The organism is Halobacillus sp. A5, assembly GCF_024189315.1.
Lineage (GTDB): Bacteria > Bacillota > Bacilli > Bacillales > Halobacillaceae > Halobacillus_A.
Genome location: NZ_JAIZEO010000002.1, coordinates 468,915 through 484,297, shown reverse-complemented (window position 1 = coordinate 484,297; position 15,383 = coordinate 468,915). Strand labels below are relative to the sequence as shown.

At 41.6% G+C, this 15,383-nt stretch carries 17 protein-coding genes; 4 read left to right on the top strand and 13 right to left on the bottom strand.

The window, feature by feature from the left end; translation table 11 throughout:
- Positions 1-106 precede the first annotated feature (106 nt).
- Positions 107-727, top strand: a complete 621-nt coding sequence (locus LF822_RS23075; protein WP_253923990.1) for a response regulator — start codon at positions 107-109, stop codon at positions 725-727.
- A 367-nt stretch (positions 728-1,094) separates the two neighbouring features.
- The gene (locus tag LF822_RS10555) at positions 1,095-2,216 is read left to right on the top strand and encodes a S8 family peptidase (RefSeq protein ID WP_253923989.1); all 1,122 of its coding nucleotides are present in this window, start codon (positions 1,095-1,097) and stop codon (positions 2,214-2,216) included.
- Between the two features lie 261 nt (positions 2,217-2,477).
- Here the strand turns inward: LF822_RS10555 and LF822_RS10550 are convergent, their stop codons facing one another.
- The 3 genes from LF822_RS10550 to LF822_RS10540 all read right to left on the bottom strand — a co-directional run bounded on the left by LF822_RS10550 (position 2,478) and on the right by LF822_RS10540 (position 5,030).
- Positions 2,478-2,621, bottom strand: coding sequence for a hypothetical protein (locus LF822_RS10550; protein WP_253923988.1), 144 nt, complete (start codon positions 2,619-2,621; stop codon positions 2,478-2,480).
- A 138-nt stretch (positions 2,622-2,759) separates the two neighbouring features.
- The gene (locus tag LF822_RS10545) at positions 2,760-4,031 is read right to left on the bottom strand and encodes a sensor domain-containing diguanylate cyclase (protein WP_253923987.1); all 1,272 of its coding nucleotides are present in this window, start codon (positions 4,029-4,031) and stop codon (positions 2,760-2,762) included.
- Positions 4,032-4,067: 36 nt separating this feature from the next.
- Positions 4,068-5,030 carry a Gfo/Idh/MocA family protein gene (locus tag LF822_RS10540; protein ID WP_253923986.1) on the bottom strand — a complete coding sequence of 321 codons (963 nt, stop codon included), beginning with the start codon at positions 5,028-5,030 and terminating at the stop codon, positions 4,068-4,070.
- 344 nt (positions 5,031-5,374) lie between these two features.
- Between LF822_RS10540 and LF822_RS10535 the strand changes: the two genes are divergently transcribed.
- Positions 5,375-5,995 (top strand): hypothetical protein, encoded by a 621-nt coding sequence (locus LF822_RS10535; protein ID WP_253923985.1) that lies wholly within the window; start codon positions 5,375-5,377, stop codon positions 5,993-5,995.
- Positions 5,996-6,338: 343 nt separating this feature from the next.
- Here the strand turns inward: LF822_RS10535 and LF822_RS10530 are convergent, their stop codons facing one another.
- From LF822_RS10530 to LF822_RS10515, 4 genes are all read right to left on the bottom strand, one after another.
- Positions 6,339-7,070 (bottom strand): CAP domain-containing protein, encoded by a 732-nt coding sequence (locus LF822_RS10530; RefSeq protein ID WP_253923984.1) that lies wholly within the window; start codon positions 7,068-7,070, stop codon positions 6,339-6,341.
- Positions 7,071-7,788: 718 nt separating this feature from the next.
- Positions 7,789-8,928, bottom strand: coding sequence for a DEAD/DEAH box helicase (locus tag LF822_RS10525; protein WP_253923983.1), 1,140 nt, complete (start codon positions 8,926-8,928; stop codon positions 7,789-7,791).
- Positions 8,929-9,033: 105 nt separating this feature from the next.
- Positions 9,034-9,483: an SRPBCC family protein gene (locus LF822_RS10520; protein ID WP_253923982.1), complete on the bottom strand. Its 450-nt coding sequence runs from the start codon at positions 9,481-9,483 to the stop codon at positions 9,034-9,036.
- Positions 9,484-9,531: 48 nt separating this feature from the next.
- Entirely contained in the window at positions 9,532-9,930 is a 399-nt protein-coding gene (locus LF822_RS10515; protein ID WP_253923981.1) for a hypothetical protein, read from the bottom strand.
- 109 nt (positions 9,931-10,039) lie between these two features.
- On the opposite strand from LF822_RS10515, the gene LF822_RS10510 reads away from it, so the two are divergent.
- Positions 10,040-10,456 carry a VOC family protein gene (locus LF822_RS10510; RefSeq protein ID WP_253923980.1) on the top strand — a complete coding sequence of 139 codons (417 nt, stop codon included), beginning with the start codon at positions 10,040-10,042 and terminating at the stop codon, positions 10,454-10,456.
- A 237-nt stretch (positions 10,457-10,693) separates the two neighbouring features.
- On the opposite strand, the gene LF822_RS10505 is transcribed toward LF822_RS10510, so the two are convergent.
- From LF822_RS10505 to hxlA, 6 genes are read right to left on the bottom strand one after another with little or no spacing between them, the layout of a single operon-like run.
- Complete coding sequence (locus tag LF822_RS10505; protein WP_253923979.1) at positions 10,694-11,983, bottom strand: TRAP transporter large permease; 1,290 nt, start codon at positions 11,981-11,983, stop codon at positions 10,694-10,696.
- Positions 11,980-12,459: a TRAP transporter small permease gene (locus LF822_RS10500; protein WP_253923978.1), complete on the bottom strand. Its 480-nt coding sequence runs from the start codon at positions 12,457-12,459 to the stop codon at positions 11,980-11,982. Before LF822_RS10500 ends, LF822_RS10505 begins: the two co-directional genes overlap by 4 nt.
- Before the next feature lie 39 nt (positions 12,460-12,498).
- A complete protein-coding gene (locus tag LF822_RS10495) occupies positions 12,499-13,524 on the bottom strand; it encodes a TRAP transporter substrate-binding protein (RefSeq protein WP_253923977.1) in 1,026 nt (341 codons plus the stop codon).
- A gap of 51 nt (positions 13,525-13,575) precedes the next feature.
- Positions 13,576-14,193, bottom strand: coding sequence for a bifunctional 4-hydroxy-2-oxoglutarate aldolase/2-dehydro-3-deoxy-phosphogluconate aldolase (locus LF822_RS10490; protein ID WP_253923976.1), 618 nt, complete (start codon positions 14,191-14,193; stop codon positions 13,576-13,578).
- A gap of 13 nt (positions 14,194-14,206) precedes the next feature.
- A complete protein-coding gene (hxlB, locus tag LF822_RS10485) occupies positions 14,207-14,761 on the bottom strand; it encodes a 6-phospho-3-hexuloisomerase (RefSeq protein WP_253923975.1) in 555 nt (184 codons plus the stop codon).
- Positions 14,736-15,383 (bottom strand): 3-hexulose-6-phosphate synthase, encoded by a 648-nt coding sequence (hxlA, locus tag LF822_RS10480; RefSeq protein WP_253923974.1) that lies wholly within the window; start codon positions 15,381-15,383, stop codon positions 14,736-14,738. Before hxlA ends, hxlB begins: the two co-directional genes overlap by 26 nt.

Genomic DNA, 15,383 nt, shown 5'->3' with positions numbered 1-15,383 from the left:
TTAAAATTTCGAGCATAAACCATTGCCAACCTTGGCGTTAAATTATAATATTAGTAGTATTAACACGGCGACGCGGTAAACAACATGAAAAGGAGGGCGATTTTCAGTGAGGTTATTAATTGTCGATGACGACGAAACATTGCGTGATATGATGAAAAACTTATGTGAAAGAGATGGACTAAATGCTGATACTGCTGTGGACGGGCGGGATGGACTATACTTATTTAATAAAAATCATTATGATATCTTAATCATTGATTACCATATGCCAATCATGGACGGATTAGAGCTGGTTAAACAGGTAAGGTATGAAAATCAACAAATTCCTATCCTCGTATTAACTGAAGATGACCGGCATGAAACAGCTGAAGAGTTTATTAAGGAAGGGGCCACGGACTTTGCTCTAAAACCAATTAAAGCTCTTGACCTCATTTCCCGCATTCATCTTCATATACAAATCGTTAATATGAGAAATCGTTTAAAAATTGAAGAAGACGTTTATACAGCTAAAGGCATCAGCAAAGGAACACTTGATTCCATCGCTGCTTATTTAAAAGACCACCATACCCCGAAATCGGTAGATGAAATTTCGTCCAGTGTAGGGTTGGCCTATCCTACGGTGTATCGCTATCTCATGCATTTATTAGAGGATGGCATGGTGAGGCAGGTCGTGCGTCATCAAAAAATCGGCCGGCCTAAGAAGTTATACGAATGGTATACTCACTAATCAAACGACGAGCCTGAGAGAAAACACGATTTTAATCCAGAATAGACCCGAACAATTCATTCGAATTTGATCGGGTTTTTCTCTATTTAGCAGTCACCATACTTTGCTGCAATATATTCATTTATTAATTATAAGTTTAAAATTTCAGCTGATTTACAGACATTACAACTAAAATATGCATATTTCGCCCCATATTTCATCCTACTTGAACAAGTTCTGTCGAAACCCGGCCCTTTAAACCCTTAAAATCCCCTCCCCTTTCCCAATAACAATTCCATTGTAACCGTGTTATCATAATATTGTAACAATTTAGATATTACATAAATTTTGCCCGGGCTTTATGTAATCAACACAAGGAGGACATTTAATGAAAAAGCAGTTGAAATGGATAGGCTTCATGATATTGCTCGCACTTGCTTTAACCGCGACACTTGGAAGCGCCGTAAGTGCCGATTCTAAAGAATCTCCAGTTGAAGATTACTTAATTGGTTTTAAGAATGATGCTCAATCTAACGCAGTTAACAGTTTAGGCGGTGAGGTGGAGCATCAGTATAAACATATGAATGTCGTGAAAGCGAAATTGCCTGAACAGGCTGTGGATGCCCTTTCCAAAAACCCTAACATCGATTTCGTTGAGAAGGACCAGGAAGCTAAAGCTTTTTCTCAAACGACACCAGAAGGCGTTCCACAAGTTAACGCTGATGACGTTCAGGAAGATGGAAATAGTGGATCTGGTGTAAAAGTTGCTGTTCTGGATTCCGGTATTGAAGCTGGTCACGAAGACCTTGATGTGGCTGGCGGAGAGAGTTTTGTAAGTGATGAACCCGATCCGTTCGATGATCAAAATGGCCATGGTACACACGTCGCCGGAACAGTAGCCGGTGTTGATAACGACCTGGGTGTTCTTGGCGTAGCTCCGGAAACTGATCTATACGCTGTTAAAGTGCTAGATGGTGAAGGAAGCGGTTCATACAGTGATATTGCTGCAGGAATCGAATGGGCTATTGATAATGATATGGATGTTATTAACATGAGTCTTGGTGGATCCATTGGTTCTTCCGCCCTTGAAGAAGCAGTAGATAATGCAGATGACAATGGTTTATTAGTCGTTGCGGCTGCAGGGAATGAAGGGTCATTTGGTCCATTCAATACTATTGGTTACCCCGCTAAGTATGATTCCGCTATGGCTGTAGGCGCTGTTGATGGTGATAATAACGTAGCCTCTTTCTCAAGCCGCGGCGATGAATTAGAAGTGATGGCACCAGGAGTAGACGTACTTAGCTCCGTACCGGAGAATTCTTATGAAGAGTTTGATGGAACATCAATGGCCAGCCCGCATGTAGCTGGCGTTGCAGCTCTCGTCCTTGCTGATGATTCAAGCTTAAGTAATGACGAAGTTCGCACAATCTTAAACGAAACCGCTACCCCGCTTGGCGATTCCTTTGATTATGGAAATGGTCTCGTTAATGCCGAGGAAGCTGTTCAATAAATTCCCCCCCCTTTTTTCCTGGCCGGCAGCTAATAAAGCTGCTGGTTTTTTTTCGTTATTAATCCACGAAAATGATAACCTTTGCAGCTGGAAAACAGAGGTGCAAGCGTCCTGGCAGACACAAAACGGGTAAGCAGAACGTCTGAAGGAAGTTGGCTGGCCCTTCCGAAGGGCGCACTGCTCGTGACGTGCGTTGGATTTTTATAATTTCCCAGCCCATAAAAAAAGTGAGCTTGATTCAGACCAAGCTCACCCTTTCCATTATTTACGTCGAAAAAATTCAAAGAAATCGATAAATGCTTGAAACATTCCTATAGATTGAAAGGTAATAAGGCTTAACGCTGTTAACGAGAAAAACCCAATAAATAGAAATCGAGCAGCTTGGATTCCATGTAACCAGGCCATTTTAATTCCTCCTTATGGATACACCCCTTATAGCGGATACATTCATTTTACTCTTCTTTATAAAATTTTCAACTACTTTATTTGTCGAGCTCCGTTATTATTTTTCTGCGGAAGCTCCAGGACATTTTAGCATTGAGTTCACCTTTCATTTGGCTGGCCTTCCCGGGAAAAGATCCGCACCCCGTTTTTATCTTTACTCTTCACTTTATATAATGCTTCATCTGCATGGTTCAGAAGCTCGCTTTCTGTGTAACCGTGCAGGGGATAAAGAGAAATCCCGATAGAAACACTAAGCTGCAGTGTGATGCCATCTACTGATGCCGTCTGACTAATATGTGTAACAATTCGCTCAGCTATTTCAACTGCCGATTTTTCTGTATCAACATGTGGAAGCAGGACAGCAAATTCATCCCCTCCGATTCGAGCGAATAAATCCTCTTCACGCAGCACGTTTCTTACTCGATTCGAGAATATAATAAGCACTTGGTCCCCAATATGATGACCATACGTATCATTAATCTCTTTTAAACTGTCCATATCCATATAAAACACTGCGAAATGTGGCAGTGAACCTTCGCTGTGTATTGAATTTACCAGCTGTTTTAAGAAATATCTCCTGTTGTATACTTCTGTGAGCGGGTCGATATAGATCATTTCTTTTAATTGCTGGTCTTTCGTCCTTTGATTCGTCACGTCCTTACAGATCGTCTGGATGGCATAATCCCCCTGGAAGTTCATAACTCCGCCATGCATCTGGACAAACAGCAGCGAGCCATCATAACCTTTAAAGCACCTTTCCAGCGGACCCGACACAAATGTTCCAGCAAACAGCCCCCTCAATCTGGCGCGAATATGCTCTGCCGGCTCACTGTGAAAAAGACTGACAATATCTTTGCCCAGAAGATCGTCTTCCCGTTCTGCTTTAAGCAGCCTTACAGCAGCTTTATTTACAAATACAATTCGATCATTACGGTCATGTAAAAATACAGCATCTTTTGAAACCTTTGCCCGTTCCAAATACCTTTCTTCTATATCTTTCAATTCCTTTTTCTTATCGTTTGGAGAACTGGAGAATTCCGATGCCTGAAACACGATTAAATAGCTGACTGCGTCCTGATCAAGTCCAATAATCGAATGAATTAAATAATTTTCATTTAAAAGAGGATGAAAAAAACGCTGATTATTTTGTTTTATATCATCCACTCTCTGAACCGATTGAATAATTACTTTAAACTCCTCGCTGTCCTCGAGAAGAGTATTTATTGAAAGAACCTTATGAAATTTTTCCGCTGCGAGCCGGCTGACAAAGCTGCATATATATTGATCAGCCGCCTTTTGGATTAAAATTGCTTCCATTTCTAATGCTTCCATCATATCCTCGATCATCTGCTGATACATATTGTATTTCAAATAACCACCCCGCCCCTCATCCCATATCCAGCTTGGTTAAGTTAAAATCTCGCGTTGAATAGATTCCATCACATCAATATAACGAATGGTCTCTTTTCGGTAAGTTTCTAAAGACTCACCATTATTGACCGCATTCATAAAGGCTTGTACCTGAAGACTATACTGATCGCCGCTTTCCACAAATTCCTGTCTTCCTTCATTATTTTCCAGAGTAATTTTTCCTTGATGGTCTTTTTTGTCTGGCCGGTAAGAATTATGTACCGTAATGACGCCTTTCGAACCTATAACTTCATAGGTGTTTCTTGATGCTGAGTCAAAGCTGCAATCCACCTGGACGACAACACCATTCTCTAACAGCAGAGTTGCAGAGGATGTAGTATCTACCTTAGCCATTGGATCGATTTTAGCTGCAGCCTTTACACTTTTGACTTCCTTATTTAGAAGGTGGAGAGCAGAGTACACCCCGTAACAGCCGACATCCCATAGTGCTCCCCCGCCCTTATCTGCATCAAGTCGAATGTTGTAGCTTTCACGATCGAAATAAAACGAAAAGCTTGATCTAACGAGGCTGATTTCACCGATCGCTCCATTCTTAATTAAACTTTTCACTTTCTGATGCTGAGGGTGGAACTGGTACATAAACGCTTCTAAAAAATGAACGCCATGCCTATCACACGCTTCGATCATATCCAGAATGTCCGATCTAGTTAATGCTGCAGGCTTTTCACATAGAACATGCTTCCCAGCTTCTGCTGCTTTAATGGTCCAATGTTTATGCAGATGATTCGGCAAAGGAATATAAACGGCTTCCACTTCAGGATCGTTTAACAGCTCCTCATAATTGTTATACGTTACAGGTATCTCAAACTGTTCTGCGAGTTCTCTTTCCTTTCCACTTTGGCTGGCTGCGGCATAGACTTCCGCTCCCTCTGTTCTCAAAAGAGCCGGAATGATCGCTTTCCTAGCTATATTTGCCGCACTGAGTATACCCCACTTCATATGTACCTTCCTCCTTATTTACTACTTTTTTAAAATTATAACATTACTTTTGAAATTATGTTATAAATTACCTATTTTCCATCCTTTTCTTCTTATTTATCTATACATCACTCATCATTCGGACCCTCTAATTGCTGTCCTGAAGAAATGGCAGATTCCCTTTCATAATCGGTTAATAGCTCAATAATAAATGTCGGACTGCCTCCATTTTTATAAGTCATTAGGTTTAGGTCTATTTACTTATTTATGTTCTCTGCTTTATTTAAAATAAACAATTGGACAGGCACGGTTTAACTCGCTCTAAATCGGGAAACTTATTAACAAAGCTTGAGGAGATGATTATTGTGAGCCGTTCCTTTCTTCGTTCCCCTCCTGTGATTATTGCTGCAGCCGCCGCAGGTATCCTTGCCTTCTTTTTCACCAATGGATTTTTCATCGAAAATTTAACCCGCTCTCTCATTATCTTTATCCTTGCACCATCAGCCATTATTTTCGCAAATACCCGCCGCCTCTGGTTCCTGCATTCCTTTCGCTGGCTCCTTTATTTCAGCCGTCATTTGCTATTAAGCCTGACCATCTTTATCCTGGGCGGCTTACTTAGCTACGAGCTTCTACATCTGGTGCCTTCTCCTGTTGGATTTGTCTTACATCTTATTATTTTGCCGGTCAGTTCCCTCATTTATTGGGCACCGCTTCTTGTGAAGTGTGCATTTCATAAACCTCGAGAATATTCAGATAAGATGGCGTATTTTTCTATCACAAGCGCTCTCTTCTTCATTTACCACCAGGCAGCTTTCCTCTACTACGACGGAGCTCCGACTCTTGGATTTATGATTGCGGGATTAACAGTTATGCTCATAACTCTGCTCTATTTATTTATTGCCTGGCATCAGTCCGAGAAACAGATCGATCGTCCAACCGTAGAAGGTTATGTTCGATCCGTTCCTAAACAAAGAAATTCATAAATAAAGACAGGCATCATCTGCCTGTCATCCTGTAGAGAAAATATTGTTTGCTCTGTTAGTTAAAAGAATTGAGTCTGCTTTTCAACTATGGGAGTACGCTGGAGGCCGGAGTGAAAAGGGGCTTAGGAAACAAGCTGGCGAACCGTAAGCACCTAAGGCCTGCCGTGGTCTCACTAAGTCCGCATCTCCCACAGTAGTCTCTACGTTTCCTAAATCCCTTTTACGATAATGTGCTGAACCTGTTAAACGGCGGATGTGAAAGTATGAATCGTTGAGAAAAGTTCAAAAAATAAGGCTGTCGAGAACTTTCCCGACAACCCTGCAGGCTTCTGCCTGTCTTTCTTTAGCGGGGCGTCATAAACATTTGAGTCCAATACGTCCCGTACCGATCTCCGCTTTCCTCCACATAGCCTACTCCGATATGGGTGAAATCTTCTTTCATGATATTCTCACGGTGCCCCGGGCTGTTCATCCATCCTTCAACTACCTGTTCTGGACTTCTCTGCCCGGCAGCAATGTTCTCCCCTGCAGACCAATAAGAAAACTCATACTGGTCCATCATTTCAAAAGGAGAACCATAAGTAGGAGATGTATGATCGAAGTAATCCTGGTCTGCCATATCCTGAGATTTTAACCTCGCTAAATCACTTAAACGGTCATACATTTCAAGTGGTTCCAATTCTTCTTTTGCTCGTTCCTCATTAACAAGCGTTACGACCTCTTCTTCAAAATCAGAAGGGTCTTCAGATTGAAGGGAACTTTCAGGCTCTTCTGCCCCTTCCTCATCTTTTATTGCAGCTCGTTCATTCAGCTTTTCTTGTAACTCTCTTTGCTCTGGCTGACCCTCTTCTTCAACCGGCAGCTGCTCCGGATTAAATAAGTTTTTCAAGTTCGTTTCAAATTCTTCCATCGTTATATCTTGTTCAGTCAGCCAGTCTTTTATATTCATCGACCATTTGCCAAAGGTCGTTGACCCTTCATTTTCGTTCTTCCACATCTGATCTGCTAATGCAGGAGTGGCGACAGATACCATAAACAATAGACCAATAAAGACAAGGACATATTTTTTAATCATACAAGCCCACTCCTTCTTGCTGGATACCATTTAGTATTTCACCTTAAGTGGTTTACGTCTAGAGGACTTTCATTTATTTTATGATAAAAACTGTTGGGAATGTCACCAAGTATTACAACTATTCCCTTACATCACCTTTTTTAAAACTTAACAGGCTCCCTATTTCATTTAGGGAGCCCCAGACTGTCGAGAAAGTCTCGACAGCCTGATTTTTTTGATTTCTTTTATTTTTCACCACGTTCATTTGTTATCCTATAGATAAGAATCTGTTTAGGCGGTGATCTTTAGTTTCAGTCCAGAAAAGAACGACAAAATGAAATGGAAATCGTAACGATTGAAGAGCTTGTCCCGGAAAATCACTTACTCCGTAAGATTGACTAATACATAGATTTCTCCTTTATCCTCGAAAAAGTTCGAGAGCAGGCGTTACTGACGGCTGCCTGCCAGAACATGAAAAAGATTGCCCTTCACCTAACTAAGGTGAGTTAGGTGAAGGAGAGTCTTTTTTGGTGAAGGGCGGTCAAATACCAGGAGACTCCTGCGGAAAAACGGGCGATCCGAGACCCCGCAGTGGAGTTTTCACGAGGAGGCTCGGGCGTTCGTCAGCGAAAATCGAGTGGTATTTGTCCGCACGGGCGCACAAAAAAAGCTTGTAGTAAAACACAGGGTTTCTCTACAAGCTGAGGCTCCCTATTTCATATAGGGAGCCCTGACGCCATTAACGATATTGAAGTTGACCTTTTATAATTGAAGCTTTTGTTAAAGTAAAATCATGATCACGTGCAATTTTCTTTAAGCGTTTTTCTTCGACAGGATTAACGAGAGAAATTACTATTCCTGAAGACGACCCCACTCTTGCGGTTCTTCCTGCTCGATGAATATATGAAGTGAAATCTTTTGGGACGTCAAAATTCACGATATAGTTAATATCCTGAATATCAATTCCACGAGCAGCTACATCAGTCGCCAGCAATAGTTGATATTCACCCGTACGATATCCTTTTAGAGCTTTTGCCCGCTGTTCTTTTTTCGCGTCACTGTGTAAAACAGCAAGGTCAATTCCTTTATAACGCAGTTTCTCAGCATATACGTTCAAGTTGCCAATATCCCGCATGAATGCAAGTCCTTTAAAATGATCAAGGTGAATCAATTTTCGTAAGAGCTCCACTTTTTCACGATCTTCACAAGAAATGTAAAAATGTTCTACTTCCGGCTTTTGAGCTTCTTCCTTCACACGGACAATTTCTGGTGAACCCATGTAATCGAGGGCTGTTTTTTCGATCTCTTTAGGGAGAGTAGCGGAAAAGAGCAGAATCTGCCGTTCCTTCAGTGTGCTCTTGATAATGTCTTGTACCGTCTTTATATGCTCAGGCACAAGAAGTTGATCCGCTTCATCTAACACAATGGTCTTAATTTCATGGGCCTTTAGCTTTTTCTTTTGCATTAGTTCATACACTCTTCCAGGAGTGCCGATAACCAACTGTGGTTTCTTTTTCAATTTCTCCATTTGACGTTTCACGTTGGCCCCGCCGATAAGAGTGGTGCTTTGTACACCACTCCCCTTCGACCACAGCTGGACCTCTGAATGAATCTGCATCACCAGTTCGTGGGAAGAAGCCAGAATTAAAACTTGAGTATGTTTTTTGGACGTATCAATACTCTCAAGCATTGGAAGTAAATAGGCAAGGGTTTTACCACTGCCTGTCGGGGCTTCTGCGATGACATCTATACCTTCAGTAATCAAAGGGATCGTTTTGTTCTGGATCGTTGTTGGTTTTTCAAATTGTGAGGCTGTCCAAGCTTCTTTCGTAAACGGCTGCATCGCCTGCATCCATTCAGGCAGATTGGAATGTGTCATAGGTGCTTGCATCTCCTTCGTCTCAGGCGATAAAAAAAGGCCTGCTTATCGGCAGAACCTTGTACCCGAACTTTATCTTTCTTAGATTATAACATTTCTCGTTTACTATGCGCTACTGCTGTCCTTCTCAAGGTATTGCTTTAAATTATCTAAATGATTTTCATCTTCTTTTTTAATAATTTTCTTGATTAGAGGCTGAGCCAGTTTATTTCGAATCCCTTGCGTAAAGAGCTCTCCTTTAAACTCAATCTTCGTTCCTTCTGTTGTTTCTACGAATTTATAATGATAGCGCAGATCCAGTCCATTCTGCTCACTGCTTGCTGTAAAATATTTATTTTGCTCAAAATCGGTAATTTCAATGGTGGAAGCTGCCTTTCTTCCTCTAATTTCCCGCACTTCCTTAAATTGATATCCCTTGCGTACAGGTCCCTCTGTTAAAGGCTGGACTTCTACAACAGCGTCCATAATTTCAGGACTTTTAGTAAAATCAGCAGCAGTATCAAATACTTCTTCTAGAGGTTTTTTTACAATAACAGTTCGTTCAAGGAAAGCCATAAGACTCCCTCCTCTTCTAAATGTAGTCCTTCATAACTTTATTCGTCATTAGGTCTGAAAATCCTTTTTTATGGAGCGAAACCGTAAAATATAAGAACGAACATAAATAAGGAAATGTAACCGCCGCCACAATAAGATACCTTTCACAACTGGTGTGTTAGTTGATTGTAGCGGCCATTTATATAACTTAAAAACGAAAAGCATTATTAAAGGCAGGACAAAAAAGTACTTAAATGCAGCTACCCAGTCAAATAATGCTGAAAAACCGCCTTCTAATGGTCGACTGCTTAAATTATAGCTGGATGAAATATAAAAATGACCAACTGTAAAAATAATAGTCAGAAGTACAAAATACGTCATGACTGAATACCTCAATGTTGGTTTTTCTTCTTTAATTAATGTATAAATGCCAATCAGACCCGCAGTTAATAACAGTACCTTAAACATAGTCAGCATCCCCTGTGCATTAATTGGAAAATGATACCTTTTTATATTATCACAGGTGAGCTATATATGATAAAATAAGTCCACCATATATAGAGGAGCATTCAATATTATGAAGAAAACACTTGACCATATCGGAGTTGCGGTTCGTCATCTGGATGAAGCGGTTAATTTTTATACAAACATTCTTGGAGCGGTTATGATTGATCGTTATCGCAGTGAGGCTCCGGGCGTTGAAAGCGAAATTGCCATTATGGACGTAGATGGAGAGCGGACGGAACTGCTGTGCCCGACGAATAATACAACGTCCCCTATTGCCCGCTTTATCAAGCAGAAAGGTAAAGGAGTGCACCATATCGCCTACCGGGTAGAAGATTTAGAATTGGCCGTCAGCGATTTAAAGAACCAGGGAATTCGCGTTATGGAAGATACGCGGCGCACAAACAAGCATGGCAGAAGGTTAATATATTTAAACCCTGTGGACACCGAAGGAACGATTATTGAATACTGTGATTACCCTGATCAATAAATTAGGCCGTCATGAAAGTTCGAACAGTCACGCCTGCCGGAACATGAAATAGACTTCCCTCCATCCAGACAAATGGAGCTGGCTGGGTGAAGGAGAGCCTTATTCTGCCTTAAGTAATTTTCAAAAATCCTTTCCTTGATGATGAGAGAAATATGTACACTTTTGAAATAAAAGAGAAATCGATGGTTTCTCAATACCCTTAGAGCCAGGAGTTTAAGTACTCCTGGCTCCTCTTATTTAAAACATATCCGGGCTCAACATCTCTGGAATGTAGAAAGCTACTCCAGGTATGAATGATATGACAGCTAAAACGACTAATACGATGGCTATATAAGGCATTACTGCACCAAATGAACGTTCAATTGGCATCTTACCTATTTTCGCAGCCAGCAGCAGGCATAAACCGTAAGGAGGGGTAACTAAACCAACGGCCAGCGTCATAATGGTGATAATCCCCAGAAGAAGAGGATCAACCCCAAAGCTCTCAGCTACCGGTAAAATCACCGGAACAAAGAGAATCATCGCGGGTATTGCATCCATAAACGTTCCTACAAAAAGGAAGAAAGCAATAATGATCAGAATAAAAACCCACTTGCTGTCGACTGAGCTTGCAAAAAATTGTTCCGTCCATGAGGCTAATTGGTAGTAACTCATCAATTCCCCAAGAGCATTTGCTGCTGCGAGCGCAAACAATGACAGCGAGCTCAGTGTAAGCGTATCCACTAAAATTTTTGGGAAATGCTTAATTTTCAAAGTTTTATAGTAGAACATTCCGATTATTACAGTGTAAATCGAGGCGAAGGCCGCTGCTTCAGTGGCCGTAAATACTCCCGAAACGACGCCCCCTATTAAAATAATAGGAGTAAAAAGTGCCGGCAATACGTCGATGAACTGTTTAATAAAATTACTTAGAGATGCTCTTTGATAAACAGGGTAATTCCTTTTCTTAGCCAGAATGTAAACCAGTACCATCATTCCCAAGCCGATCAATGCCCCGGGAATGATTCCGACCAAAAATAATGCCCCTACTGATACATTTGTTAATCCTGCAAAAATAATCATTGGAATACTCGGCGGGATAATAACCCCTATGGTCGAGGAAGCAGCTGTGACTCCCACAGCCGTGGCGTTATCATATCCTTGTTTTTTCATATTGGGAATAAGAATCTTACCTACACCTGCGGTATCAGCTTGAGCAGCACCGGAAATTCCAGCAAACAACATCGAAACTAAAATGTTGGCATGAGCCAGACCACCTCTTATGTGGCCAACGATAGAAAGGGCAAAATCAATAAGCTTCTGAGAAATTTGTCCGCTGTTCATAAGGTTGGCGGCCAAAATAAATAAAGGAACTGATAATAATACAAAAGAGTCTAAGCCATTTAACATTTTAACGGGCATTAAAGCTTCTGGTGTATAAGGGATGTTCATAAAACCGAGTAAGGCTACAATTCCAATAACAAAAGCGATTGGAATCCCAATAATCATCAATAGTATAAACAATCCCAGCAATAGCAGGCCGATCATTGAGCAGACTCCTCTCTATTAAATGTTTTGACGTTATTTAGCATATGAGCCAGGGTGTAAATAATCATTGTGCCCGCCATTGTCGGGATAGAAAGCCAGACATATCCCATTTTCATCTCGGGCAGCGACTCCCACCTGAAATTCCAGAAGCTTTCTACCACAGTACTGCCAAGAATAAACAAGGCAATACTGAAGAGTAAAAGAATTGTGTCGTTTATGAGGTAAAGTGTTTTTTTCTTCTTCCCCTTCAGCTTGTTCAGCAGCAGATCAAACTGAAAGTGATCTCTCTTATTAAGCATGACTGCTGTGCCCATAAAGATAGACCAAATAAATGAATAAGTAGCAACCTCTTCCGTCCAAATAGCGGAAACACCCATAAATCTAGTTACTACTTGAATGACAATAGTGACGAAGAATACAATAAGAAATAGTATTCCTACAGCTAATTGAGTACGTTCCAGCAGTTTAATAAACAATCTGCTCTCCTCCTTCTCAAAAGTTTTTTAAGACTACTCTCATTCCTCTTTTAAACTCCTGATTTCCTCTAGTAGATGAACCGCATTAGATCCGATATCTTCCGCTAATTTTTCTTGATAAGGTTCAGCTAATTCAATGAAAGGCTCCCGATCAATCTCATTGACTTCAGCCCCATCATCAATGGCCTGCTGCTTATATTCTTTTTCTTGTTCCATATCCACTTCTCTTTCTTCTTCTACAGCTGCGTCTGCCGCTTTTAATACAATTTCTTGCTGTTCATCGGTATATTCATCAAACTTATTTCCATTCATGAGTAAGAAGCGTGTCGTGTAGTCATGTGCGGTTTCGGTAATATATTTTCCGTTCTTCGTTTTATGGTGATTTTGCTGCACGAAATAAGGGTAAGAGTTTTCAGATGAATCCACTATCCCCTGCTGTAATCCCTGGTACAGTTCTCCCCAGGACACATTCGTAGGGACTGCCCCGGCTGCTTCCCAATATTCCGCTATAGCACCGGAGGTTTGTGTACGGTATTTCATCCCTTCCAGGTCGTCGATTGATTCTAAAGGCTCTCCACCATAGTAGTGACGTACGCCCGCGCTCCAATAACCCATCATTTTAAAATCACCGTCAGATTTCTCCTGAATCGACTGAGCTACTTCTTCTCCGACTTCACCGTCAACTACCTGCTGCCAGTGCTCATAGTCTTCAAACATGTAAGGCATGGCGAACAGATCAATCTCCCTGATCCCTGTTTGAGACATAAATCCGGGCGATACAAGTACAAGGTCCGCTCCACCGAGCTTCAGTTTTTCTATCAATTCTGATTCACTTGTTCCCAGTGTTCCGGCATGTACTTCGACTTCAATGTCCCCGTTTGATTCTTCTTCTGCCACACGTTTAAACTCTTCCATTCCGAATTGATAAGGGTTGTCTGGAGATGTTTGGTTATGAGCGGCAACAATCTTAATCTTTCCATCATCCTCCTGGCCTCCTGCAGCATCGCTGCATCCGCTAAGAACGAGAAATGCTAAGATAATAATCCACCACACTGCGTTTTTCATATATGCTCCCTCCTGCGCTGTTTTGAACACGCTTTCATAGAATGATAAAAATTATTGAGCCTTACGAATATAACGTTCCGCTTCTGTTGTTAATCTGCGGTAATCCTCACCCGAAGTTAACTGATCTGCTGATACAAGCTGACTGCCGACACCTACAGCCCCGGCCCCCGCTTGAAAGTATTCATTCATGTTCTCTAAATGAATTCCTCCTGTGGCCATAATTGGAATATGCGGGAGCGGACCCCGAATGTTTTTAATATAATCAGGTCCCATTGAGCCTGCAGGAAAGATTTTGACCATAGCTGCTCCTGCTTCATAAGCCGTTAACACCTCAGTAGGTGTCAGCGCCCCGCTGATAAAGGGAATACCATAGCGGTTAGCCAGACGGATCGCTTCCTTATTTAATGTCGGGGAAACAATAAACTGGGCGCCGGCAGCAATAACCGCCTTTGCTGTTTCTGCGTCTAACACCGTTCCAGCTCCTACTAAAATGTCTAAACTGCTGTTTCGTACTTGTTTAATCAATTCTTCAACGTCAGGAGTTTCGGCAGTAATTTCGATAACATTTATGCCTCCAGTTTCTAAAGCTTCAGCTATCGGGAGTATGTTATCTACGTTCGCTTTTCGTACGACGGGAATGACTTTTGCCTGCTGTAAGATTTGATTCATAAATGGATTCCTCCTATTCGAGATTGGCGTGACGGCCGGTCATTTCTTCATTGTCTGTTTTCTTTGATTGATCTACGGCATAAATAATAATGGCATCTAAAAGTAAATGCAGAGATTGGTCGAACTGATTCCCCAGAGGCTGAATCGTATCCGGCTCTTCAGGAAGTCTTTTCTTCGTAGCTGCCGGTACAATAACCATATGATCACTGACTTCTGCTAATAGAGAGTCCTTATTTGTTGTCACTGCTGTAATCACAGCCCCTTGCTGCTTAGCTTTTTCTGCAAATTGACATATAGAAGATGTGGAACCTGAACCAGATATAGCCAGCAGTAAATCTCCCTCCTGAATACTCGGGGTGATAGTTTCTCCGGTTACGTAAACCTCGTAACCGGCATGCATCAGCCTCATAGCGAAAGCTTTTCCCATTAATCCGGAGCGCCCTTCTCCTGTTACAAAAATTCTACCTGCCTCTTCAATTGACCGGGCCGCTCTGACCGCCTGCTCCTCGTCTATACCAGCCAGCACCTGGCTAACTTCATAACTAACGGTGTGTATTGTTTGTTTCATAAGATTGGATGACCTCCTTCATTTTTTTTGCTGCTTCTTTATGATCTTTCGCTTTTGTAATGGCGCTGCCCGCAATTACTGTGTCAGGCTGATGAGAAAGTATAGCGGGTAACGATTGAAGATTAATCCCTCCTGCAACCGCTACTTCTAAATGGCGAGAATCCTTAACAAGTTCAAATAAAGACTGATCCATTTCATTGTTTTGCTGCATGTCTTTGCCAAAATGAAGGCTCACCAGGTCTATACCTAAAGTATGAAGCTCCGTCACCCTCCCCGAATCGGCTACATTAAGTAAATCAACCATTATCCTTCCGCTACACTCTTTTGCTTTCTGGACCATATCTTTAATCGTTTGATCAGCAGCAAAGGCCATTACTGTTGTAATATCTGCTCCCGCTTCAAACACCTGTGCAGCTTCATGCGCTCCTGCATCACACGTTTTCATATCAGCCACAATCACTGCGTCTGGATAGTGATCTCTTACCCTTCGTACTATTGACATTCCATACTCTTTAATTACACCCGTCCCAATTTCAATCCAGTCCACATATTCATTCGTTTCACTTAATATCGTCATGCATTCTTCATCAGTAAGCCGGTCCAGCGCAATTTGAAGATTCAT